This window comes from Ruegeria sp. BE3, assembly GCF_056538865.1.
This window is the reverse complement of the sequence record NZ_JBQFTW010000004.1, coordinates 136,916-157,192: the sequence shown is the minus strand read 5'-3', so window position 1 is coordinate 157,192 and position 20,277 is coordinate 136,916. Positions and strand designations below refer to the sequence as shown.

Annotated in this window: 26 protein-coding genes and 1 tRNA gene; 16 read left to right on the top strand and 11 right to left on the bottom strand. The window is 60.4% G+C overall.

The features are described from left to right. Window positions 1–11: 11 nt before the first annotated feature. Entirely contained in the window at window positions 12–362 is a 351-nt protein-coding gene (locus ACR0AZ_RS12155; RefSeq protein ID WP_480470410.1) for a hypothetical protein, read from the bottom strand. 382 nt (window positions 363–744) lie between these two features. Here ACR0AZ_RS12155 and ACR0AZ_RS12150 point away from each other — a divergent pair, with 382 nt between their 5' ends. Both ACR0AZ_RS12150 and ACR0AZ_RS12145 read left to right on the top strand, forming a co-directional pair. Further along, window positions 745–2,031: a lipoprotein-releasing ABC transporter permease subunit gene (locus ACR0AZ_RS12150; RefSeq protein WP_480667545.1), complete on the top strand. Its 1,287-nt coding sequence runs from the start codon at window positions 745–747 to the stop codon at window positions 2,029–2,031. Then, window positions 2,024–2,710, top strand: a complete 687-nt coding sequence (locus ACR0AZ_RS12145; RefSeq protein WP_480667544.1) for an ABC transporter ATP-binding protein — start codon at window positions 2,024–2,026, stop codon at window positions 2,708–2,710. Before ACR0AZ_RS12150 ends, ACR0AZ_RS12145 begins: the two co-directional genes overlap by 8 nt. Here ACR0AZ_RS12145 and ACR0AZ_RS12140 read toward each other — a convergent pair. Continuing rightward, on the bottom strand, window positions 2,694–3,131 hold the full coding sequence (locus tag ACR0AZ_RS12140) for a DMT family transporter (protein ID WP_480470407.1): 438 nt from the start codon (window positions 3,129–3,131) through the stop codon (window positions 2,694–2,696). The genes ACR0AZ_RS12145 and ACR0AZ_RS12140 overlap by 17 nt on opposite strands. A gap of 96 nt (window positions 3,132–3,227) precedes the next feature. Between ACR0AZ_RS12140 and ACR0AZ_RS12135 the strand changes: the two genes are divergently transcribed. Further along, a complete protein-coding gene (locus ACR0AZ_RS12135) occupies window positions 3,228–3,635 on the top strand; it encodes a c-type cytochrome (protein ID WP_480658322.1) in 408 nt (135 codons plus the stop codon). Between the two features lie 3 nt (window positions 3,636–3,638). Here ACR0AZ_RS12135 and ACR0AZ_RS12130 read toward each other — a convergent pair whose 3' ends face one another. Next, window positions 3,639–4,325: a hypothetical protein gene (locus ACR0AZ_RS12130; protein ID WP_480667543.1), complete on the bottom strand. Its 687-nt coding sequence runs from the start codon at window positions 4,323–4,325 to the stop codon at window positions 3,639–3,641. 42 nt (window positions 4,326–4,367) lie between these two features. Beyond that, on the bottom strand, window positions 4,368–5,030 hold the full coding sequence (locus ACR0AZ_RS12125) for a DNA-3-methyladenine glycosylase I (protein ID WP_480470404.1): 663 nt from the start codon (window positions 5,028–5,030) through the stop codon (window positions 4,368–4,370). Between the two features lie 337 nt (window positions 5,031–5,367). Between ACR0AZ_RS12125 and ACR0AZ_RS12120 the strand changes: the two genes are divergently transcribed. The 6 genes from ACR0AZ_RS12120 to ACR0AZ_RS12095 all read left to right on the top strand — a co-directional run bounded on the left by ACR0AZ_RS12120 (window position 5,368) and on the right by ACR0AZ_RS12095 (window position 12,403). Continuing rightward, a complete protein-coding gene (locus ACR0AZ_RS12120) occupies window positions 5,368–6,318 on the top strand; it encodes an ABC transporter substrate-binding protein (RefSeq protein ID WP_480470403.1) in 951 nt (316 codons plus the stop codon). 10 nt (window positions 6,319–6,328) lie between these two features. Continuing rightward, window positions 6,329–7,378, top strand: a complete 1,050-nt coding sequence (locus ACR0AZ_RS12115; protein WP_480667542.1) for a quaternary amine ABC transporter ATP-binding protein — start codon at window positions 6,329–6,331, stop codon at window positions 7,376–7,378. Beyond that, complete coding sequence (locus ACR0AZ_RS12110) at window positions 7,375–9,438, top strand: ABC transporter permease (RefSeq protein WP_480667541.1); 2,064 nt, start codon at window positions 7,375–7,377, stop codon at window positions 9,436–9,438. The genes ACR0AZ_RS12115 and ACR0AZ_RS12110 overlap by 4 nt, the downstream gene beginning before the upstream one ends. A 103-nt stretch (window positions 9,439–9,541) precedes the next feature. After that, window positions 9,542–10,207, top strand: coding sequence for an NnrU family protein (locus tag ACR0AZ_RS12105; RefSeq protein WP_480470400.1), 666 nt, complete (start codon window positions 9,542–9,544; stop codon window positions 10,205–10,207). Between the two features lie 72 nt (window positions 10,208–10,279). Beyond that, a complete protein-coding gene (locus ACR0AZ_RS12100; RefSeq protein WP_480470399.1) occupies window positions 10,280–10,804 on the top strand; it encodes a DUF2478 domain-containing protein in 525 nt (174 codons plus the stop codon). Between the two features lie 156 nt (window positions 10,805–10,960). Continuing rightward, on the top strand, window positions 10,961–12,403 hold the full coding sequence (locus ACR0AZ_RS12095) for an ArnT family glycosyltransferase (protein WP_480658315.1): 1,443 nt from the start codon (window positions 10,961–10,963) through the stop codon (window positions 12,401–12,403). A gap of 45 nt (window positions 12,404–12,448) precedes the next feature. Here ACR0AZ_RS12095 and ACR0AZ_RS12090 read toward each other — a convergent pair. Further along, a tRNA-Tyr gene (locus ACR0AZ_RS12090) sits at window positions 12,449–12,532 on the bottom strand. Window positions 12,533–12,648: 116 nt separating this feature from the next. Here ACR0AZ_RS12090 and rlmB point away from each other — a divergent pair. The 5 genes from rlmB to ACR0AZ_RS12065 all read left to right on the top strand — a co-directional run bounded on the left by rlmB (window position 12,649) and on the right by ACR0AZ_RS12065 (window position 15,486). Further along, window positions 12,649–13,422 carry a 23S rRNA (guanosine(2251)-2'-O)-methyltransferase RlmB gene (gene rlmB, locus ACR0AZ_RS12085; RefSeq protein ID WP_480667540.1) on the top strand — a complete coding sequence of 258 codons (774 nt, stop codon included), beginning with the start codon at window positions 12,649–12,651 and terminating at the stop codon, window positions 13,420–13,422. A gap of 138 nt (window positions 13,423–13,560) precedes the next feature. Next, window positions 13,561–13,710, top strand: coding sequence for a hypothetical protein (locus ACR0AZ_RS12080; RefSeq protein ID WP_480667539.1), 150 nt, complete (start codon window positions 13,561–13,563; stop codon window positions 13,708–13,710). Window positions 13,711–13,878: 168 nt separating this feature from the next. Next, the gene (locus ACR0AZ_RS12075) at window positions 13,879–14,250 is read left to right on the top strand and encodes a YHS domain-containing (seleno)protein (RefSeq protein ID WP_480470395.1); all 372 of its coding nucleotides are present in this window, start codon (window positions 13,879–13,881) and stop codon (window positions 14,248–14,250) included. A gap of 202 nt (window positions 14,251–14,452) precedes the next feature. Next, a complete protein-coding gene (locus tag ACR0AZ_RS12070) occupies window positions 14,453–14,923 on the top strand; it encodes a CoA-binding protein (RefSeq protein ID WP_480470394.1) in 471 nt (156 codons plus the stop codon). Window positions 14,924–15,027: 104 nt separating this feature from the next. Then, complete coding sequence (locus tag ACR0AZ_RS12065; protein ID WP_480470393.1) at window positions 15,028–15,486, top strand: GFA family protein; 459 nt, start codon at window positions 15,028–15,030, stop codon at window positions 15,484–15,486. A gap of 8 nt (window positions 15,487–15,494) precedes the next feature. On the opposite strand, the gene ACR0AZ_RS12060 is transcribed toward ACR0AZ_RS12065, so the two are convergent. The 3 genes from ACR0AZ_RS12060 to hisF form a co-directional block, all read right to left on the bottom strand. Next, window positions 15,495–16,055: a hypothetical protein gene (locus ACR0AZ_RS12060; protein ID WP_480667538.1), complete on the bottom strand. Its 561-nt coding sequence runs from the start codon at window positions 16,053–16,055 to the stop codon at window positions 15,495–15,497. Window positions 16,056–16,129: 74 nt separating this feature from the next. Then, window positions 16,130–16,447 carry a phosphoribosyl-ATP diphosphatase gene (locus ACR0AZ_RS12055; RefSeq protein WP_480667537.1) on the bottom strand — a complete coding sequence of 106 codons (318 nt, stop codon included), beginning with the start codon at window positions 16,445–16,447 and terminating at the stop codon, window positions 16,130–16,132. Beyond that, window positions 16,444–17,205, bottom strand: a complete 762-nt coding sequence (gene hisF / locus ACR0AZ_RS12050) for an imidazole glycerol phosphate synthase subunit HisF (protein WP_480667536.1) — start codon at window positions 17,203–17,205, stop codon at window positions 16,444–16,446. Before hisF ends, ACR0AZ_RS12055 begins: the two co-directional genes overlap by 4 nt. A 174-nt stretch (window positions 17,206–17,379) precedes the next feature. Between hisF and ACR0AZ_RS12045 the strand changes: the two genes are divergently transcribed. Beyond that, window positions 17,380–17,772 carry a DUF302 domain-containing protein gene (locus tag ACR0AZ_RS12045; RefSeq protein ID WP_480471914.1) on the top strand — a complete coding sequence of 131 codons (393 nt, stop codon included), beginning with the start codon at window positions 17,380–17,382 and terminating at the stop codon, window positions 17,770–17,772. A 1-nt stretch (window position 17,773) separates the two neighbouring features. Here ACR0AZ_RS12045 and hisA read toward each other — a convergent pair whose 3' ends face one another. Beyond that, window positions 17,774–18,493, bottom strand: coding sequence for a 1-(5-phosphoribosyl)-5-[(5-phosphoribosylamino)methylideneamino]imidazole-4-carboxamide isomerase (gene hisA, locus ACR0AZ_RS12040; RefSeq protein ID WP_480470390.1), 720 nt, complete (start codon window positions 18,491–18,493; stop codon window positions 17,774–17,776). 134 nt (window positions 18,494–18,627) lie between these two features. On the opposite strand from hisA, the gene ACR0AZ_RS12035 reads away from it, so the two are divergent. Further along, window positions 18,628–19,029, top strand: a complete 402-nt coding sequence (locus ACR0AZ_RS12035; protein WP_480667535.1) for a DUF2147 domain-containing protein — start codon at window positions 18,628–18,630, stop codon at window positions 19,027–19,029. A gap of 3 nt (window positions 19,030–19,032) precedes the next feature. Here ACR0AZ_RS12035 and hisH read toward each other — a convergent pair whose 3' ends face one another. Then, window positions 19,033–19,671 carry an imidazole glycerol phosphate synthase subunit HisH gene (hisH, locus tag ACR0AZ_RS12030; protein ID WP_480470388.1) on the bottom strand — a complete coding sequence of 213 codons (639 nt, stop codon included), beginning with the start codon at window positions 19,669–19,671 and terminating at the stop codon, window positions 19,033–19,035. Then, window positions 19,672–20,259 (bottom strand): imidazoleglycerol-phosphate dehydratase HisB, encoded by a 588-nt coding sequence (gene hisB, locus ACR0AZ_RS12025; protein WP_480470387.1) that lies wholly within the window; start codon window positions 20,257–20,259, stop codon window positions 19,672–19,674. Window positions 20,260–20,277 lie beyond the last annotated feature (18 nt).

Here is a 20,277-nt window from a genome sequence, read left to right as displayed (position 1 = left end):
ATTGCGTGCGTTCAGGGTGCTGGACGCACCGACACGATGTCCCCATCCGCGTCGCTGCCGCGCGCGATGACGATGGGGCGTCCCATGCGCCGGACCAGATCGCGCAGTTCGAAACCAAGGAACCGCAGGCCGCAAATGCGATCTCCGGTCTTTCGGTCCGTGATGCACAGACGTCCCTGACGAAATGCCAGATGATATCCCTTGTCTTTGAGAATATCTGCCAGGCTGGACCAACTTGCTGCGCTGCTGAACAAGGGGCGGATCGCGGCCCTTAACAATGCGGCGCTTTCACAATCCAATTCCGTTGCTGCTGGCCGGGCTATAAACGGGCCCGATCCTTCTATGTGTTCCTGAATACTCATTGAGCGTACCTCCGCTCTTAACTCTTTAAAATGTGTCCCCCAAATATAGGGTACAAAGTTTCTCACAATAATCAATTTGTGAAATAAAATTGCGCGCCCAATGTTGCGATTGTGACTCAGTTGACACGCTAACGTTTCACATTGACTTCATAGCTGAAACAATAAGCCCTTGTCTGTGAAGGGGTTCACAACCACCGGTATAATTGAAATCCGAACCATTCCCGCGAAGACAGAGCCGTCAGACATGAGCTCATATCGATTCGGGTTCCGAGCCGCGCCCAGTGGGCCGCAGATTTGCCGACCCAGGTTCACGAGATGAGAACCGGCTTGACCATTGGACGAAATGCCGAGAGGGTCGCGCCATACCGATCACCGAGGCAGCATGGCCAAGACACCACCGCCCTTCGCCCCATTCGAATGGAAAATCGCCTGGCGCTATCTGCGTGCCCGCCGCGCCGAGGGCGGCGTCAGCGTGATGACGTGGATTTCGCTGATCGGGATCACGCTGGCGGTGTTTGCGCTGATCGCGACGCTGGCGGTGCGGTCCGGGTTTCGGTCAGAATTCGTGGGCACCATTCTGGGGGCCAACGCGCATGTCACCGTTTTCTCGGCAGGTGAGGTCAATGCACAGGGTCGGCTGGATCGCACCATCACTGATTTCGACGGTATGGCGGATCGGGTCGCACAGGTGCCGGGGGTCGAGCGTGCCGCCCCGCTTGTCAAAGGACAGGTATTGATCACCAACGCCGACCGCAGCGCAGGCGTGCAGGTGTTTGGCATCCGCCCCGATGATCTGGCCGACTTGCCGGGTATTGCCGAAAGCGAGCAGGCTTATGGTGACCTGTCACGGTTCGCCGAAGGCATCGCCATTGGTTCGGGCGTGGCACGGTCCATCGGGGCGACGGTGGGGGATCGGGTGAAGCTGACCTCGCCCAATGGGGTGAAAACCGCCTTTGGGACGTCTCCGCGTGTGAATGCTTATGAGGTGATCTATGTCTTCTCCGCCGGGCGCTACGACATCGACCGCACTCGGGTCTACATGCCGTTTGCCGAGGCGCAGAGTTTCTTCAACCGTGAAGGTGTGGCGGATGAGATCGAGGTGATGGTCGAACGCCCCGAAGAGCTGACCCCGATCCTGATCCCGATCCTCGAAGCTGCCGGAGAGCGCAGCCAGATCTGGACCTGGCAGGACGCCTCGGGCGGGTTCTTGCGCGCGCTAGAGGTCGAGGACAATGTGATGTTCATCATCCTGTCGATCCTCGTGCTGATTGCGGCGATGAACATCGTGTCGGGCCTGATCATGTTGGTGAAGAACAAGGGCCGTGACATCGGCATCCTGCGCACAATCGGACTCAGCGAAGGCTCGGTGTTGCGGGTGTTCTTCATCTGCGGCGCGTTCACAGGCATCATTGGCACCGCGATGGGGGTTATTCTGGGGTGTCTCTTCGCGATCTACATCGACCCGATTTTCTCGTTCGTGAACTACATCATGGGTGGTGGCGTCTGGGACCCGTCCATTCGCGGCATCTATGCCTTGCCCGCAGAATTGCATCTGAGCGATGTTCTGAAGGCCATCGGCCTGTCGCTGGGCCTGTCCTTCCTCGTCACTTATTTTCCGGCCCGTCGCGCGGCCCGGCTGAACCCGGTTGAGGCGCTGCGCTATGAATGATGTGACGCTGAGGCTGAACAGCCTGACCAAGACCTATCTTCCGGGCACGCCCGGCGAGGTTCAGGTGCTGCGCGGTGCCGATCTGGAGCTTCGCGCGGGTGAGGCCGTGGCGCTGGTTGCGCCATCGGGCGCGGGCAAATCGACCCTGCTGCATATCGCGGGCCTGCTGGACACGCCGGATACCGGCGAGGTCGAGATCGCAGGGCAGGGGGCAACGGGCAAAGGAGACCGCACACGCACGGCGATCCGGCGGCGCGATGTGGGTTTTGTCTACCAATTCCACCACCTGCTGCCCGAGTTTACGGCGCTGGAGAATATCGTGCTGCCGCAACTGGCCAACGGCGCATCTGAGAAAGCAGCGCAGGCGCGGGCGATGCAGTTGCTTGACCATGTTGGCGTCGCGGCGCGCGCAGATCATCGACCAGCGGCCTTGTCGGGCGGGGAACAGCAGCGCGTGGCTTTCTGCCGGGCGCTGGCCAATCAGCCGCGCGTGCTGTTGGCGGATGAGCCAACCGGCAATCTGGACCCCGAAACCTCGGATCAGGTGTTTGCGGCGCTCATGGCGCTGGTGCGGGACGAAGGGCTCTCGGCGCTGATCGCCACGCATAACCTCGATCTGGCTGCGCGGATGGACCGGATATTGCGGCTGGAGGGGGGCGTGCTCAGGCCAGCTGCGTGATTGCGACCCCGATCGCCATCACCGCAATGCCGCCCGCCCGCATCAGGGTCAGCGGTGTGACCTGAGCGCCGAACAGGCCGAAATGGTCAATCGCTGCTGTGCTGATCAACTGGCCCAGCAGCACGAAAAATACCGCATTGCCCACCCCGAAATGCGGGGCGACATGGGTGATCGAAAGCACGTAAAACGCGATCAGAACACCGCCTAACAGCAGATGTCGCGGGGCTTGCGCAATCTTGGCGAAGGCTTCACCGCCACCGAGCACCAGCAGCGCCAAGGCCGAGGCCACAAAAGCGATGGCAAACAGGACCACCGCCGCCGCATTGGGTGACCCGATCAGCCTGCCCAAGGCAGCGTTCAGGGCGGCCAGGATGGGAACGCCGATCCCTGCGGCCAGCATGATGGCTGCGTATTGTGTCATTGCCTTTGATCCCTGCTCCGGTTTCGTTGATCTGGATCATTGCGCCCGCAAGGCTGTCGGGCAAGTCTCGATTTGCAAGGCAGAAGGAAGAAAAGCATGATCCGGTCGACACTTGGCGCAGCTTCGCTGGCTGCGCTCTTTACGATACCGCAATCCGCATTGGCGCAGGACGTCGAAGCGGGCGCTGAGCTTTATCAGCACTATTGCGCCACCTGTCACGGGTTGGACGCAACAGGGCATGGGCCGATGGCCGGGGTGCTAGTGATCCAGCCAACGAATCTGAAGGTTCTGGCCGATGCGGATGGTGTCTTCCCGACCGCTCGTGTGGTGTCGCGGATCGACGGACGCGATCCTTTGGTCAGCCACGGCAGCCCCATGCCTGTCTACGGCCCCTTTTTTGAAGGCAATGACACCGCGATCAAAACCCCGGCCGGACAGCCCATCCTGACCAGCAAGCCCATCGCCGATCTGGTCGCCTTTCTGAAAACCCTGCAAGAGGGCTGAGCCTCAGCGGCAGATGCCTTCAACCTCTGCCCCCGCCCAAGGCAACTCCACGGCGCTTTCGCGCCTGTTGCCAGGTAAGGTCGAAACATCGAAATGCGCGCTCAGCATATCGTGCAGCCGTTTGGTGCGCGGTGCATCCGGGTCCAGTGCACGACAGCAGACATATTCCTCGACAATGGCACCCTGCTGTTCGAAGCCGTAGGACAGGAAGTCGGGCGACGTCTCCAGATCGAACAGATAAGGGTCGTCGTTGCGCCCGTGCTCAGCCGCGGCGCGCAACGGATGGTAGCCTGTGACCTCGCGATTCTGCCATTGCCATACGTGGGTTAACTCATGCGCCAGCAACATCGCGGCGATCAGGTTCACTCGCTCGGGGTATTGCGACATGTAATCGTCCAGATACCAGTCGCGGGTAAAGTACACCCGATTGAACAGTGCAACGGCTGCGGGCCTCCCGGTGACGATTTCCTCTTTCACCGGCGGCAGAATCCGCTCGCGACAAGCCAACCGGGGGCGGGCCTTGCGTTTATATGTGATCGCCGCGACCGGAGCGCCCTCGACCAGTCGCACCCGATCGAGGTTCAGCGTATCGCCCTGAATGTTCGCGGCAAATGCGCGTTCATGCTCGGTCAGGGGGCGACCGCAGGATGCAAATAGCAACATGATCAAAATCAGCAGGGGGCGGGCCATATTACAAAGCCTAATACGCCCGCCCGTCTCTGCAAGCCGTTTTCACAGGCTCATCGCCAGAACCCGGCTGATTTCGGTCAGTGAGCGCCCGGATTGGTCCATCCAGGTGTTGAATGCTTCCTGAACTGCCGCCATGGCCTTTTTCGATGTGGCAGGTTTATCGATGACCCCTTCGGCGATCAGCCGCGCAGTCACATCGCGGGACAGCATGAAACCGTCCCGTCCGGCAAAGCGCATCGCGAATTGAGCGGTTGTACCGCCCAGTCGAGAGCCGCGTTTGCCCAGCATTGCCAACAGGCCGATGAAATCCGTTGAAGGCCACCCGCCCAGCACCTGCCCAGCACCGCCTTCTTCTCTCAGTTCCAGCAAAAAGGCCGCGTTGTCGCGCACGGCGGCAATCTTGGTTCCGTTGCGCACAATCCGCGTGTCCTGCAGCAAGGCGTCGAATTTCTCGTCATCCATAAAGGCGCAACGCCCGACATCGAATCCGTCGAAGGCGGTCTCAAAGCCCTCCCATTTCGACTCGATGACCTTCCAGTTGAATCCGGCCTGAAACACGGTCTTGGTGATGATGGACAGCCACCGATCCTCAGGCAGTGCTGCAAACTCGGCAGGGGTTTTCGGTTTGCTCAGCTTGGCCTCCAATGCATCGGGCCCGCCATGACGGTTGGCCGCCATATCAAAGATATCGTCAAAATGATGCATTGCCTGATCTCCCTTCGCTCGAAGTTGGTCTTATTTGAGTTCGCGTGACAAGGGTGATTGTGGCGTCGCAGCTGCAGAGTCTTTTTATAATTGACTAGTCAATCAATATCCCTAACCTAGCGACATGAACGGTACCTTGCTTATGCATGAGAAAGCGGTCGGGACTGGATAAGTGGGCTGACTTTGAGCCCGGCGCGGAAACTTGCGGCGGGTTTTACTGTTCCCTTTCCTTTTCCGGTCGAATTTGTGCATGTTGCGTCAGGTGCTATTACCATTGAATTCCCCAGCGTACTTTGGTGCGATGAAGGGCAAGTAGAATAAAACAGGGAGTAAAATCATGAAAAAGCTTAGCGTAAGCCTTTTGGCCCTCGCCGTTGCCGGGTCGGCCCAGGCCGCCGACATGGGCGCGGTGGACGAGCCGATCAAGCTGGCGATCAACGAGTGGACCGGTCAGCATGTCACCACACATGTGGCGGGTGAGATGCTGAAGGCCGCAGGCTACAACGTGGAGTACGTGACCGCCGGTATGATGAATCAGTTCCAGGCGCTGGCGGATGGTGACATCGACGCGACGCTGGAAATCTGGTCTTCCAACGTGTCCGACGAATATGCCAAGAAGATCGACGAGGGCACTGTTGTCGAAATCGGTGATCTGGGCCTGAATGCCAAGGAAGGTATTGCCTATCCCGCACACGTGGCTGAACTGTGCCCGGGCCTGCCCGCCTGGGAAGCGCTGAAAGAGTGTGCTCAGGTCTTTGCAACGGCTGAAACTCTGCCCGGTGGCCGTCTGGTCGACTACCCCGCCGATTGGGGTACACCGGGTGCTGATCGTATGACCGGTCTTGAGCTTCCCTTCAAAGCCGTTCCTGCCGGTTCCGAAGGCGCGCTGATCGCTGAACTGCGTGCGTCGACCGAGCGTAAGTCGCCGCTGCTCATCACCTTCTGGCAGCCGCATTGGGCGATGTCGGCCTACGACGTGCAGTTCGTTGAACTGCCTGCGGGCGAAGAGGCGTGCTTTAACGATCCCGCATGGGGCCCGAACCCCAACGCGGTAAACGATTGCGACTTCTCGCCTTCGCGCATCTTCAAAGCGGGCTGGAGCGGCATGGCAGACAAATGGCCCGCCGCCTATGAGATCCTGACCAACTATCAGCTGTCGGTCGAAGATCAGCAACCGATGATGGGCGCAATTGACGTGGACGGCGGCGCGGTCGAAGAAGTCGTTGCGGCATGGATGGCCGAAAACGAAGACAAGTGGCGTCCGGTCGTTGACGCGGCAACGCAGTGAGCTTGCCTAAGTGACTGACGCTACGACGCCAGCCATCGCCTGCCAGAACCTCTGGCAGGTGTTTGGCACCGGTGCTGACAAAGCCTTGACCGACGCGCTGTCTCGGTCAGGGAATGACGCCGACAAAGCCGCCACCGATCTGCGTGAACAGGGTTTCATCCCCGCCGTTCAGGACGCCAATTTCGAAGTCAAAGAGGGCGAGCTTTTCGTCATCATGGGCCTGTCGGGTTCAGGTAAATCGACGCTGATCCGATGCATCTCGCAATTGCTGCCCGGTACGGGTGGTGAAATCCGTGTGGATGGCGAGAACGTCATCGGCGCGTCCAAGAAGGTGCTGACCGATCTGCGGCGCAAGAAGCTGGGCATGGTATTCCAGCATTTCGGCTTGTTCCCGCATATGACCGTGGCTGAAAACGTGGCCTATCCGCTGCGGGTGCAGGGCGTAGGTAAAAAGGAACGTCTGGCCCGCGCGCAGGAAGTGATTTCTCTGGTCGGTCTGGAAGGCCGCGAAGGCAGCTTCCCCCGGCAGCTTTCAGGCGGCCAGCGCCAGCGCGTGGGGATCGCGCGCAGCCTTGCGGTGAACCCGGACATCTGGTTCCTGGACGAGCCGTTCTCGGCCCTCGATCCGCTGATCCGCCGCCAACTGCAGGATGAATTCCTGCGCATTCAGGCGACGCTGAAGAAATCCATCGTCTTCATCACCCACGACATTCAAGAGGCGCTGAAGCTGGCCGACCGCATCGCCATTATGCGCGACGGCAAGATCGTTCAGATCGGCACGCCGACGGATATCGTACTGCGTCCGGTGGACGACTATGTGCGCGAATTCTCGAAGGACGTGGCCAAAGGTCAGCACGCCAAGGTTGCCTCGGTTATGCGGGACGAGACCGGCTGCGGCCCCGATGATCCCGGCCTGACCACTTCGATGACGCTGGATGCGGCACTTGCGCATTGCATGGAACTTTATGAGCCCGTGCCCGTGCGTGATGCAGACGGCAATGTTGTCGGCACGGTTCATCCGTCCGACCTCGCCGCCGCGTTGCAGGTGGATGAAGCATGACCGCCGTGACGGACATCCCCGCGCAGCAAGCGCGCCTGACCGCAGGGGCGCAGGCTGCACTGATCACCGTGATCGTTGGCGCGGTTTGTCTCGCGCTGGAGGGCGTGGCCCCGTGGCTGGTCAAATGGCCCGCCGCGTGGGAACTGCCTGCAACTCAATGGGTTGGGGCGTTTCTCGACTGGTTTCTGAACGGCATCAAACCGGCCATGCGGCTGTTTTCGGACCTGATGATCTATCCGATGGATGCTGCCAATTATGTGCTGGGCAACACCCCTTGGCCGATCCTGATCGGTATCGTGACCGCCCTCGGCTGGTATCTGGGTGGTTTGCCGATGGCGGCACTGGGCTTTGTCGGTCTCAGCTTCGTGCTGGCCTCGGGTTATTGGGCCGAGAGCATGAATACGCTCGCCCTCGTCGCCGTGTCCGTGCCCGTGGCGCTGATCATGGGCGGCGCGATCGGTATCCTCGCCAACGAAGTCCCGCGCGTGAAGGTGTTCGTGCAGGCGGTACTGGATATCATGCAAACCGTGCCGACCTTTGCCTACCTGACGCCATTGCTGCTGCTCTTTGGCTTTGGTCCGGTGGTCGGCCTGATCGCCTCGGCCATCTATGCGGCGCCGCCTATGGCGCGTAACGTGATGCTAGGGTTGGAACGGGTCGAATCCGAGATCAAGGAAGCCGCCATCATGTCCGGCGGCACTCGGATCCAACAACTGTTTCAGGTCGAAATACCCGCCGCCACAACACAGATCATGGTCGGCGTAAACCAATGCCTGATGGCCGCCCTGTCGATGGTCATCATTGCCGCCGTCATCGGCGGTTTCAACGACATCGGCTGGGAAGTTCTGCTGACCATGCGCAAGGCGCAGTTCGGCGAATCCCTGATGGCTGGTCTCGTTATCGTCGTCTTCGCTGTTGTTATCGACCGGATGAGCGGCACGCTGGCGACCGAGCGCAAACGCTATGACAGCCGCGTCGTCTGGGCGATGCTGGGCTTTGCTGTGCTGTTCACCGCTGCCTTCTGGGCGTGGCTGCCGAACCCGTCCGAGCTTACCGTGCTGGACCCAATGGCCGGGGCTATCGACAGCGGCCTGACCGCGTTCACGCAAGCCAACGGGCCGTGGCTGGATGCGCTCAAGAATAACTCGCTGTTCTATGTGCTCCTGCCGCTGCGGATCGGGCTGGACCAGGCAGTGCTGCCCTTCACCTGGGGCTTCGCATGGACACCCTCGATGAGCTACGGCCTCTTTGCCGTTGGTGCCGCAATCGCACTGCTGATGGCATGGCGTGGGCACCTGACTGGAGGGCTGGTGGTTCTGATCCTGATCGGCATGCTGGAAACCGGCATCGCCAACCTGCCATGGCCCTTTGTTCTGACTGGGGCTGCCGCACTGGGCTGGGTCGCAGGCGGCTGGCGTCTGGCGGCGCTTTCGGTGGGTCTGCTCTGCACCATCCTTGTCTCAGGCCTGTGGGAACGCGCCTTGCTGTCGCTCTACCTCAGCGGCGCTGCGGTGTTCTTCTGTGCCGTGCTTGGCGGTCTGATCGGTCTGGCCAGCGCGGTCTGGTCGCCGGTCTGGACCATCGTGCGCCCGATCTGCGACATGCTGCAGACGATCCCGCTGTTCGTGTTCCTGATCCCGGTTCTGATGGTGTTTCAGATCGGAGAGTTCTCGGCTTTCCTCGCCATCTGCGCCTACGCCATCGTCCCGATGATCCGCTACACGCGGCATGGGCTGGTCAACACGCCTGAGGAAATGATGGAGGCCGCCATCTCCAGCGGCGCGACCGAGTGGCAGATCATGCGTGATGTCCGCGCGCCTTATGCTGCGCCGACCATCCTGCTGGGTCTGAACCAGACCATCCTTTACGCCTTTGCGATGCTTGTGATCGCGGCACTGATCGGTACCACCGGTCTGGGTCAGTCGATCTATCTGGCGCTGGGACAGGCGGATGTGGGGCTCGGCATCTCCGCCGGGGCAGCGATGGCCATTCTGGCCCTGATCGCCGATCGCATGGTGCAGGGCTTTGCCGAGGAGCGCCGCAAGGCGCTGGGCCTGTAAAATAGGGCAGGGGCGGGCAACCGCCCCAGGCCTCACTTGATTTTGGACAAAGACCAGCGCGCATCCATCCCCTAAACCGGGCGCGACACGTTCGGAGATGACCATGACCGGTTGGGGCTTTTTCCTCGCAGCGCTTGCCACCTTTCTTCTCAGCCACATGATCCCGGCGCGCCCGGCAGTACGTGGCTGGCTGATAGGCACGCTGGGCCGTACCGGGTATTTCGCGACCTATTCACTGGTCTCGTTGGCTGTTCTGGGCTGGCTGGTCATCGCCGCCGCCAACGCACCTTATGTCGAGGTCATCCCGCCATTCCCGCTTCTCCGCTGGATACCACTGCTGGCCATGCCCATCGTTTGCTGGTTGGCCATTGTAGGGCTGTCGATCCAGAACCCGTTCTCGTTCGGCGGGCTGGGGCATCGCCCGTTCGATCCCGAAAACCCCGGTATCCTGCGGACCACGCGCCACCCGATCCTTGTGGCGCTGATGCTCTGGGCGGTTGCGCACTTGCTGGCCAATGGCAGCCTGTCGCATGTCATCCTGTTTGGCCTGTTCGCCGGATTTGCCGCGATGGGCATGGGGCTGATCGACCGGCGCACCGCCCGCAACATGGGGCCAGACTGGCCTCGCCTGTCCCGCAACACTGCACGCCTGTCCCTGCGCGCGCCCCGGCCATGGCCACGTCTTTGGGTCTGGCTGACAGCCTTCGCGACTTATGCGGCCCTCCTGTATCTGCACGAAGCTGTGATCGGGCTTTCTCCGCTGCCCTGATGCCTTAGAGTGGCCGAACCACCTTATGCGTGCTATCTGATCTGTCACCATCCGAAGTCTTGAGGTCCCAAAATGCATCTGGCCTATGTCACAACCACCGATCGCGGTGCCACCGACCGCCTGCTCAGCGCCTTTGCCGAGGCTTTGACAGATACGGGCACTGCGCTGGCCGGAGTGGTGCAAACCAACACCGAATGCGCCGAAGGTTACAAATGCGATATGGACCTGAAGGTACTGCCCACCGGCGAGATCATCCGCATCTCGCAGTCCTTGGGCAAGAACGCGCGCGGCTGCCGTCTGGACCCGGCCGAACTTGAGCGTGCAGTCGGTCTGGTCACGCAATCGCTGGACAACGCACCGCAGCTTCTGATCATCAACAAATTCGGCAAGCACGAGGCGGACGGTCGCGGATTCCGCCCGCTTATTGCCGACGCGTTGGAACGCGGGATTCCGGTGCTGGTGGGCCTCAATCAGCTCAACATCGAACGGTTTCAGGAATTCGCAGGCGGCATGGCGGATGCGCTTGATCCCGATCTGGGCAGCCTGACCGACTGGCTCGACAATATCACCCAGACCGGCGCGCAGCGGACGGCCTGAACGCACCGATTGTGCAATTCCGCGCTGCGCTTGACTGTCACGGTTACGGAAGCGTGAAAAAACTGGACTTGTGTCCTTGCTTCAGGTCTAGCTTCGGCAAGCGAAGCACCCGGTGACCTGCAAGTTGCAGACGCGCCGGGCAAGTCGGGGCGCGCCATGACCAATTTTCAGTCGGGCTCTTATCATCCGCTATCTGTCGATGGTGGTTTGAAGCCGCGATTATGGGCAACAGATCGCTTCTGGCTCGGGCTTTTCACCAGCTACTTTCTTCTGCACGTTGTCCTGCGGCTTGCCACCGGCGGTGCGCTTGGGTTGGACGAGGCCGAAATCCTGCTGGACGCCCGTCAGCTGGATTGGGGCTACGGCCCGCAACTGCCGCTTTATGCCTGGCTGCAATGGGCGGTGTTTCAGATCACCGGCCCCGGCCTTCTTGGTCTGTCACTGCTGAAAAACGGAATATTGCTGGCCACGGTGGCCACGCTCTACCTGACCATCCGCACCCGGCAAACGCCACCGATCGCGGGGCTGGCTGTGCTGTCATTACTGATGCTCTATCAGGTCAGTTGGGAATCGCAGCGCGCGCTGACACATACCGTTCTGGCCAATCTCTGTTCGGTACTCAGCATTGCGGCGATTTGGCACCTGATCCGCAACCCTTCGACCAAGGGCTACGTTCTGCTGGGCGTGGTGATCGCGGCGGGTGGGTTGTCGAAGTACAATTACGCCATCGCGCTGCTGGCCATGCTGCTGGCCGCGCTCAGCCATTCTGAGACACGTAAACCGTTCCTGTCGGTCCGCATACTGCTGTCGTTTGGTATCGCGGGTCTGCTGCTGACACCACCGATGCTGTGGATTCTCAACAACCCGGAGCTTGCTTTTGCAAGTTCGCATAAGCTCGACATGACCAGCACCGGGCCTGTCGCCCTGATCGCGGTGCAAGGCGTGGCCGAGCTTCTGCTGGCCGCGCTGAGCTTTGTGGCGCTTCTTCTGGTCGTCCTTGGCGCGCTTTGGCTGATCTACCGCGAACAGGGTGCGGCGGTTCCCGCGGATGACCTGTTGCGCTTGATGGTGCGAACTCTGGTCTGGGCGCTGGCCCTCATGGCGCTGATTGTGGTGTTCAGCGGCAGTACCAATGTGAAGGACCGCTGGCTGCAACCGTTTCTGATTTTTGCGGGCCCTGCCATCGCACTATGGCTCCTGCCGCGGATCGGAGCACCCGGTACCCGCAAATTCGCTCAGTTGATCGCGTGTCTGGCAGGGCTGATCTGCCTCGCGATTCTGCACTATAACCTGGCCGGAGACGCCAAACGCGCAGCACCCTTTGCTGAGCTGACATCGCAGATACTCGCGCAATCTCCGCCCGATGCGTCCATTGTCGCGCAGAATTGGCTGGCGGGTAACATCGCCTATCTAAACCCCGGGCAAGCGATCTATAGCGAGCGCGGCATGCAGCCGTCGGGCCCGGTCCTGCGGGTGTGGGAGGCGGATAGGAAAGCTCCGGAAGATATCGATCCGGCGCGCGTTGTCACGGTGACGGCCCCATATCGTTTTGACGATGGTGAAGAAATGTCGCTGTCTTTCGCGCCGGTCGCGGAATAACCCGGTCCATGGGCCGAAGGTGCGCAAATTTATTGAGGAAGAAGATGGTGGGCGACCCTGGAATCGAACCAGGCGTGCGTCTCCGCGAGGGAGTTACAGTCCCCTGCCACACCTTGCGGCCTGTCGCCCACTGTCAGGCGTTGCACCTGACGTGGAGGCGTGATTACTAGCGCGTCTAAAGGGCGTCAACAGGAAAATACCGCTTTGACGCATGAAACCGAATTCCCGGCCCGGAGGCCCGTGACATGAAGAAACCAAAGTGGGTCGTTGAGAAGGAACAGGCACGCAAAGCAGCGGCCTCGGAGACCGTCTGGCTGTTCGGCCTGCATGCAGTTCGCGATGCATTGATGAACCCGAAACGGCAAAAACTGCGCCTGATCGTCACCCGGAACGCGCGTGATAAACTGGCGGAAGCCATTGATTTTGCTGGGATCGAGGCCGAAATGGTCGATCCGCGCAAATTTACAGCTCCGATTGATCCCGGTTCGGTCCACCAAGGGGCGGCGCTTGAGGTGAAACCGCTGGATTGGGGCGGGCTTGCGGAAAACTGTATCGGGCGGGAAAACCCGCGCGTGCTGCTTCTGGACCGCGTCACCGATCCGCATAACGTTGGGGCGATTCTGCGCTCGGCCGAGGTGCTGGGCGCCAGCGCCGTAATCGGTACGCGGCACCATTCGGCGCCCGAGACCGGCGCGCTGGCCAAAACTGCCAGCGGCGCGCTGGAACGCCAGCCCTATCTGAGGGTGCGCAATCTGGCCGATGCAATCGTGGAGTTGCAGAATATGGGCTTTCTGGTGCTCGGGCTCGACGGCGAGGCGGAGGAAACCATCGAGACCGCTCTGCTCGACAAACGCAAGCAGCCGGTCGCGCTGGTTTTGGGGGCCGAGGGGCCGGGTCTGCGGCAAAAGACCAAAGAGACGGTGGATCAACTGGTCAAGATTGACGCGGCGGGGGGATTTGGGTCACTCAACGTCTCAAATGCCGCGGCGATTGCCCTATATGCGTCACAGCACAGATGACAGGAGGCCCCAATTTCCACCTCGCATAAAATCGCCACCTGCTGCTATTGCGGCACCCGCGCTGCACTGGTTCTGAGGGGCAAGCAGCAGCATGAGCTGAGCTGCTCAAGCTGTGGCGCGCCGCTGCACAACCTCAAGATGGTGCCCAAGGCCAAGCTGGTTGATCGGCCTGATGGAAAATACAAACCCGCACGAAAACCCCAGAAGTATAAGAAAAAGAAGAAGAAAAGCCTGTTTTCACGCGTGCTGGACGAAGCCTGGGATGTGATCGAGGATGTGTTCGACTAGCGAATGTTCACATCGGCGTCATAGGGGTTTCGAAGCAACCAGGAAATATGCATTTTAGAATCTTCGAAGATCAAGCCCATGAATCACCTGATGTTGTCCCGACGTTCCTTTGTAACCAGTTTGACCTGCCTTGCAGCCGCGCCAATGGCTCTGGCGCAGGAAAAATCTATGTTTTACGTCGACAAAGGTGCGGCGGTCTCGGGTTATGACGCGGTCTCTTACTTTCAGGTCGGATCTCCGGTGCCGGGTGATCCGGATATCGCCCTGATCTGGAAAGGTGCCCGCTGGCAGTTCGCCTCCGAAGACAATCGCGATCGGTTTGAACGAAACCCGCGCGCTTTTGCGCCGCAGTTTGGTGGCTACTGTGCCTATGCAATGATCAAGGGCTGGCTCAGCAGTACTGACCCGAAGGCGTGGCAGATTGTTCAGGGCAAGCTCTACCTCACGCATTCCGTAGAGATTGAGCGTATCTGGAAGCAAAACGTATCACAGAATATCAGAAAGGCCGAGGTCCACTGGCCGTCAGCGCTTTACCAGTGACGGGCAGTTTTCCGCATTTCGTGATCTGTCATCACAAAAATGAGCGCACCCTCTTTTTTTTACCGAACTCGTGCTTAAATGTCACAGTGACCGCGGAATGGAACTGCCGCGGGTCATTTCACTGTCCCTCGTTCCAACAACTGGCGCTCAGGTTCTTACCTGGGCGCTTTTTTCTTTCGGCGCTCCTGCTTATGGTGCGGTCATGGCTGACTATTCCGACGAGTTCCTGACCCATATTCTGAAGCGCACCAAGGTGGTGGCCGTGGTTGGCGTATCGATGAACCCGGTGCGGCCCAGCTATTACGTCGCCCGTTATCTGTCGCTCAAAGGCTACACGGTGATTCCGGTCAATCCGGGTCATGCGGGCAAGCTGCTGTTTGGCCAGACGGTGCGGGCCTCATTGTCCGAGATAACCGAGCCCGTCGATATGGTCGATATCTTCCGCCGCTCCGAGGCCGTGCCGCCCATCGTTGATGAGGCGCTGGCCGCATTTCCCGATTTGTGTACCATCTGGATGCAGATTGGTGTTGAACATGACGAGGCCGCAGCCAAGGCACAGGCGCGCGGGGTTGACGTGGTGATGAACCGCTGCCCCAAGATCGAATATCAGCGCCTGTTTGGGGAACTGCGGATGGGTGGGTTTGCCACCGGGGTGATCTCGTCTAAGCTGTAAGCATCCGGCGGTCCGCGCATCTTTGGCCTGACCGCGGTGCGCGGTCCGATCCGCGAACAAATTCCCCGCAAGCGTAGAAACAAACAGAAAATGAGTGATCACCTATGGCATTTCCCCAACCTCCCTACGAGGGTGCCTGCCTGTGTGGGGCCGTGCAGGTCCGTGTAGCTGCGCTACCCCTTCTGACCGTGGCCTGTCATTGTCGCGACTGTCAGAAGCTCAGCGCAAGTGCATATACCTTGACCACCATGTTCCCGGCCGATGCAGTTTCCTGTACCGGCGCATTGGTTCGGGGCGGGCTCCGCTCTGATGGGCGGGCGCATTATTTCTGCAAGTCCTGCCTGAACATCGTCTATTCCCGGCTCGGCCACGCCCCCGAACGCATCAACCTGCGCACATCGATCCTGAACCAGGCCGCGCTATTCGAGCCGTTTGTCGAGGTCATGACCGATGAAAAGATGCCGTGGGCGCAGGTTCCCGCCGTTCACAGCTATGCGCAGGCCCCTGCAAGCCGCGACGAGTTGCAATCCCTCATGGAGGCGTATTCCGAACGCGGGCGTTAGATTGTGGCTCAGTTCGCTGGCCTCAGCTGCGCCGCCTGTTCCTGACGCCGCTTCTCCAGTACTACCTCACGCGGGACCCAGTCATAGCGCGTGTCTTCGACCAACGGTCCCCAATACAGCACGCCGCCATATCGCCACGGGTCCAGTACGATGCCATCATACATGCTCTCACCCTTGCGGCTGATGATGGCGGTGCTGTGGTCGATGCGGAACGGATTGTCCGCGTTGGCGATGGCGCGGTGCATCTCCAGCGTGCGGAACTGTTCCTGATCCAACCGGCGCTCAATATCCTCGGCCCAATGCCAGCACAGGCCACGCGGGCGCAGGCCCTTGTTGACCTTGGCGTTGTGGATCAAGGGCGGGTCGGTGATTTCGTATTCCTGCACCAGCTGAGCGGTATAGGCATAGGTGATACGGGCGGCTCGGGTGGCCTCTTCCGGGTCAACATCGGAGCCGAGGCTTTGGATTTCCGCAGCCAGGCGCTGCACCTCGTCCCCTGTCGACGGCGGAGGCATGGCGCAGGCGGCGAGGGTGGCAAGCACAGTTGCAAACGCCAATATTCTGATCATTCACGCGCCCTTCGCCTCGCTATACTCCGACGTCAGAGTATAACGGGCCGCGCCTGCACACGGAACCCGGATGATCAGCTCTGAGGGCGGGCCGCTTTTTCAGCAATGCCGCTGGTGCCCTGACGGCGGGCCAGTTCTGTCAGCACATCGTCCAGCGCCACATCGCGCGCGGCCAGCATGACCAGCAGGTGATAGAGCACATCCGCCGCTTCGGAGGTCAGCTTCTCCCTGTCCCCCTTGGCCGCTTCGATGATTGCCTCGATCGCTTCTTCGCCGAACTTCTCGGCGCATTTCTCAGGACCCTTGGCCAGCAGCTTGGCGGTCCAGCTGCTGTCAGGGTCTGCCCCTTTGCGGGCCTCTATCGTGGCGGCTAGATCGTGAAGGATACTCATGTCAGCCTCATCGGAATGCCAGCGGCGGCCATGTGCTCCTTGGCCTCGCGGATGGTGTATTCGCCGAAATGGAAGATCGAAGCGGCAAGAACCGCGCTGGCCCCGCCTTTGGTCACGCCTTCGACCAGGTGATCCAGATTGCCGACGCCTCCGCTGGCGATCACCGGCACATCCACCGCGTTACTGATCGCGCGGGTCAGGGGCAGGTTGAACCCGGCCTTGGTGCCATCGCGATCCATCGAGGTCAGCAGGATTTCCCCCGCGCCTTTGGCCACCACGGTTTTGGCGAATTCGACCGCGTCGATGCCGCTGGGTTTGCGACCGCCATGGGTGAAAATCTCCCACTTGCCGGGGCTGACCGTCTTGGCGTCGATGGCGCAGACGATGCACTGGCTGCCGAACTGGTCTGCCGCCTCGGCGATGACGTCCGGATTCGCGACGGCGGCCGAGTTGAAGCTGACCTTATCGGCCCCCGCCAGCAACAGGGCCCGCACGTCATCTTTGGTGCGCACGCCACCACCTACGGTCAGGGGCACAAAGCACTGCTCTGCCGTGCGTTGGACCACATCGAACATGGTGCCGCGATTCTCATGCGTCGCATGGATGTCCAGAAAACAGATCTCATCCGCTCCGGCAGCGTCATAGGCCTTGGCCGATTCCACCGGGTCGCCCGCATCGCGCAGACCAACGAAATTCACACCTTTGACCACGCGGCCATCGGCGACATCCAGACAGGGAATGATGCGGGTTTTCAGCATGGGGTGTCCTCTATTGCGGGCACCCTTACCGGCAAAGCCCTGCCGATGCCAGACTTGTGATTGTGATCTGACGTGAAGCCATGGAAATTAGAGGTGAAATTCATGAAAAGGATTATCGAGATGCGACATCTTATTCTGGCTTCAATACTCACATTCGGAGGCGCACTGTCCGCCATGGCTGAAGACATCATCAAAGTAGAGACCAACAAATCCGTGGCTGAAGCGCTGGACGCGCTCGAAGCTGCCGTTGGCAACGCGGGCGCGACTGTGTTTGCGCGAGTGGACCATGCCGCAGGGGCGGAAAAGGTCGGCACGCCGATCCCGCCCAATCAGGTGCTGATCTTTGGCAACCCAGCTTTGGGTACCCCCGCCATGCAGATCGACCCGCGCGCGGGGCTTTTCCTGCCGCTGAAGGTGCAGGCCTATGAGGACGCGAACGGGCAAGTCTGGCTGGCCTATGAGGACCCGAAAGAGACAATGGACGAGCTTGATGACGTCGAAAACTCACCCGTTGTCGAGAAAATGCGTGGTGCGCTGGCGAAACTGACCGCCGCTGCCGCCCAGTAACTCAGCTCAGGGCGCGAATGGCCTCTTTCAGGTCAATCGCGCCATCATAAAGCGCGCGGCCCGAGATCGCACCGTTCAACTCGACACCGCAATCGCGCAGGGCGATCAGATCGTCCAGAGAACTGACGCCACCCGAAGCAATCACCGGAATCGACACCGCCTGCGCCAGGGCCGCTGTGGCCTCGATATTCGGGCCTTGCATCGCTCCGTCGCGGTTGATGTCGGTGTAGATGATCGCGGCGACGCCTGCGTCCTCAAAGCTGCGGGCCAGATCGGTGACCTGCACGTCGGTCTCTTCAGCCCAGCCCTTGGTGGCGACCATGCCGTTGCGCGCGTCGATGCCCACGGCAACCTTGCCAGGGAAGGCTTTGGCCGCTTCGCGCACCAGATCGGGGTTCTCGACCGCAACGGTGCCCAGAATCACCCGTGCCAGACCTTTCTCGATCCAGGTTTCGATCGTGGCCATATCGCGGATCCCACCACCCAGCTGCGCGGGCACGTCACAGGCTTTCAGAATGGCCTCAACGGGTGCTGCATTGACGGGCTCCCCAGCAAAAGCGCCGTTCAGGTCCACCAGATGCAGCCATTCACATCCCGCCTCGACAAAGGCGCGGGCCTGCGCCGCTGGGTCTTCGTTAAAGACCGTCGCTTTATCCATTTCACCACGCAGCAGGCGCACGGCATTGCCGTCTTTAAGGTCGATAGCGGGGTAGAGGATCATGTCGGGCGGCCCTATATCTCTGTTACACGCGCGGGATATCGCACAGGCAGGGCAGGGGCGCAACGCGACGCTAAGTCAATCTTGCCCGGTGCCGAACGGCAGGTCAGACTGACCGGAAAGACAGGGAGACAACCATGAAGACATATACTCTTGCGGCGGTATTCACCGCGATGGCGACAAGCGCCTTTGCCGCCGATCCGGTGAACGGCCTCTGGAAGACTGCTCCGGGGGATACGGGTGGCTATCTGCATGTGTCGATTTCCGAATGCGGCAGCGCCATCTGCGGCACCATCGACAGCGCCTTTGATGCTGACGGCAACCAGCAGCTGGAATATGAGAACCTCGGCAAGCAGATCATCTGGGACATGATCCCCGAAGGCGGTGGCAATTATGACGACGGCAAGATCTGGGCCCCGGATCGCGACAAGACCTACAGCTCGAAAATGTCGCTGGACGGCCATAACAAGCTGACCGTCAAAGGATGCGTCGCCGGTGGTCTGGTGTGCCGCGGGCAGGTTTGGACCCGCGTGCAATAGCGCTTAGGGCGCCCAGGTCAGGAAGTTGCCGATCATGCGCAGGCCGACATCCTGGCTTTTCTCAGGGTGGAACTGCATCCCAACCATCGTGTCGCGGCCAATCACGGCCGTGACCTCTTGCCCATAGTCCACATAAGCCAACCGTTGCGCCGGATCGGTCACCCGGAAATGGTAGGAGTGGACAAAATAGGCGTGATCACCTGATTTCACCCCATCAAAGACCGGGTGATCGCTTTCCAGCACCAGATTGTTCCAGCCCATATGCGGCACCTTGAGGGCGCTGTCCGAGGGCTCGATCCTCACGACGTCTCCGGCCACCCAGTCCAGACCGTCGGTCTCGGTATATTCGTGGCCTTTGGACGCCATCAGTTGCATGCCGACGCAGATGCCCAGAAACGGGCGGCCTTTCTGCTCGACGGCTTCAACCATCGCGTCATAGATGCCTTTATGGCCGCGCAATTCGGCGGCACAGGCCGGAAAAGCACCGTCACCGGGCAGCACCAAACGATCCGCCCGCACCACAACATCCGCGTCCGAGGTCACAACAACCTCACCTGCACCCACCTCGCGCGCCATGCGCTGAAACGCCTTCTCTGCCGAGTGCAAGTTGCCGCTCTCGTAGTCGATAATGGCGGTGAGCATTTACAGCGCGCCTTTGGTGGACGGAATCGCATCCGCCTTACGCGGATCGGTCTCGACCGCATCGCGCAATGCGCGAGCGGCGGCCTTGAAGGCAGCCTCGGCAATGTGGTGGCTGTTGAAGCCGTGCAACTGGTCGATATGCAGCGTGATACCGCCATGGGTGCTCAGCGCCTGAAAGAACTCGCGCACCAGCTCGGTGTCGAACGTGCCGATCTTTTGCGTCGGCAAATCTACGTTCCAGATCAGGAACGGGCGGCCCGACAGGTCCAGCGCACAGCGCACCTGCGCGTCATCCATGGGCAGATGGCATTCGCCATAGCGCCGGATGCCCTTCTTGTCGCCCAGAGCCTGTGTCAGCGCCTGACCCAGCGCGATTCCGGTATCCTCGACTGTGTGGTGATCATCGATGTGATAATCGCCCTTGGTCCGGATCGTCATGTCGATCAGCGAATGGCGCGCCAACTGGTCCAGCATATGGTCGAAAAACCCAACGCCGGTCTGATTGTCATACTGGCCGGTGCCGTCCAGATTGACCTGAACCGAGATCTCGGTCTCGGCGGTCTGACGGTTGATCTTAGCGCTGCGCATGGGCGAATTCCTTTTGCT

Bases quoted from the DNA above. Each gene is read 5' to 3' on its own strand.
- ACR0AZ_RS12145 (WP_480667544.1), top strand. From the start codon at position 2,024: ATGAATGATGTGACGCTGAGGCTGAACAGCCTGACCAAGACCTATCTT.
- ACR0AZ_RS12150 (WP_480667545.1), top strand. From the start codon at position 745: ATGGCCAAGACACCACCGCCCTTCGCCCCATTCGAATGGAAAATCGCC.
- hisH (WP_480470388.1), bottom strand. From the start codon at position 19,671: ATGCTCACCGCCATTATCGACTACGAGAGCGGCAACTTGCACTCGGCA.
- ACR0AZ_RS12135 (WP_480658322.1), top strand. From the start codon at position 3,228: ATGATCCGGTCGACACTTGGCGCAGCTTCGCTGGCTGCGCTCTTTACG.
- ACR0AZ_RS12035 (WP_480667535.1), top strand. From the start codon at position 18,628: ATGAAGACATATACTCTTGCGGCGGTATTCACCGCGATGGCGACAAGC.
- hisB (WP_480470387.1), bottom strand. From the start codon at position 20,259: ATGCGCAGCGCTAAGATCAACCGTCAGACCGCCGAGACCGAGATCTCG.
- ACR0AZ_RS12140 (WP_480470407.1), bottom strand. From the start codon at position 3,131: ATGACACAATACGCAGCCATCATGCTGGCCGCAGGGATCGGCGTTCCC.
- hisA (WP_480470390.1), bottom strand. From the start codon at position 18,493: ATGATCCTCTACCCCGCTATCGACCTTAAAGACGGCAATGCCGTGCGC.
- ACR0AZ_RS12055 (WP_480667537.1), bottom strand. From the start codon at position 16,447: ATGAGTATCCTTCACGATCTAGCCGCCACGATAGAGGCCCGCAAAGGG.
- ACR0AZ_RS12075 (WP_480470395.1), top strand. From the start codon at position 13,879: ATGTTTTACGTCGACAAAGGTGCGGCGGTCTCGGGTTATGACGCGGTC.
- ACR0AZ_RS12110 (WP_480667541.1), top strand. From the start codon at position 7,375: ATGACCGCCGTGACGGACATCCCCGCGCAGCAAGCGCGCCTGACCGCA.
- ACR0AZ_RS12065 (WP_480470393.1), top strand. From the start codon at position 15,028: ATGGCATTTCCCCAACCTCCCTACGAGGGTGCCTGCCTGTGTGGGGCC.
- ACR0AZ_RS12130 (WP_480667543.1), bottom strand. From the start codon at position 4,325: ATGGCCCGCCCCCTGCTGATTTTGATCATGTTGCTATTTGCATCCTGC.
- ACR0AZ_RS12100 (WP_480470399.1), top strand. From the start codon at position 10,280: ATGCATCTGGCCTATGTCACAACCACCGATCGCGGTGCCACCGACCGC.
- ACR0AZ_RS12045 (WP_480471914.1), top strand. From the start codon at position 17,380: ATGGCTGAAGACATCATCAAAGTAGAGACCAACAAATCCGTGGCTGAA.
- ACR0AZ_RS12125 (WP_480470404.1), bottom strand. From the start codon at position 5,030: ATGCATCATTTTGACGATATCTTTGATATGGCGGCCAACCGTCATGGC.
- ACR0AZ_RS12095 (WP_480658315.1), top strand. From the start codon at position 10,961: ATGACCAATTTTCAGTCGGGCTCTTATCATCCGCTATCTGTCGATGGT.
- ACR0AZ_RS12080 (WP_480667539.1), top strand. From the start codon at position 13,561: ATGGTGCCCAAGGCCAAGCTGGTTGATCGGCCTGATGGAAAATACAAA.
- hisF (WP_480667536.1), bottom strand. From the start codon at position 17,205: ATGCTGAAAACCCGCATCATTCCCTGTCTGGATGTCGCCGATGGCCGC.
- ACR0AZ_RS12155 (WP_480470410.1), bottom strand. From the start codon at position 362: ATGAGTATTCAGGAACACATAGAAGGATCGGGCCCGTTTATAGCCCGG.
- ACR0AZ_RS12105 (WP_480470400.1), top strand. From the start codon at position 9,542: ATGACCGGTTGGGGCTTTTTCCTCGCAGCGCTTGCCACCTTTCTTCTC.
- ACR0AZ_RS12120 (WP_480470403.1), top strand. From the start codon at position 5,368: ATGAAAAAGCTTAGCGTAAGCCTTTTGGCCCTCGCCGTTGCCGGGTCG.
- ACR0AZ_RS12070 (WP_480470394.1), top strand. From the start codon at position 14,453: ATGGCTGACTATTCCGACGAGTTCCTGACCCATATTCTGAAGCGCACC.
- ACR0AZ_RS12060 (WP_480667538.1), bottom strand. From the start codon at position 16,055: ATGATCAGAATATTGGCGTTTGCAACTGTGCTTGCCACCCTCGCCGCC.
- rlmB (WP_480667540.1), top strand. From the start codon at position 12,649: ATGAAGAAACCAAAGTGGGTCGTTGAGAAGGAACAGGCACGCAAAGCA.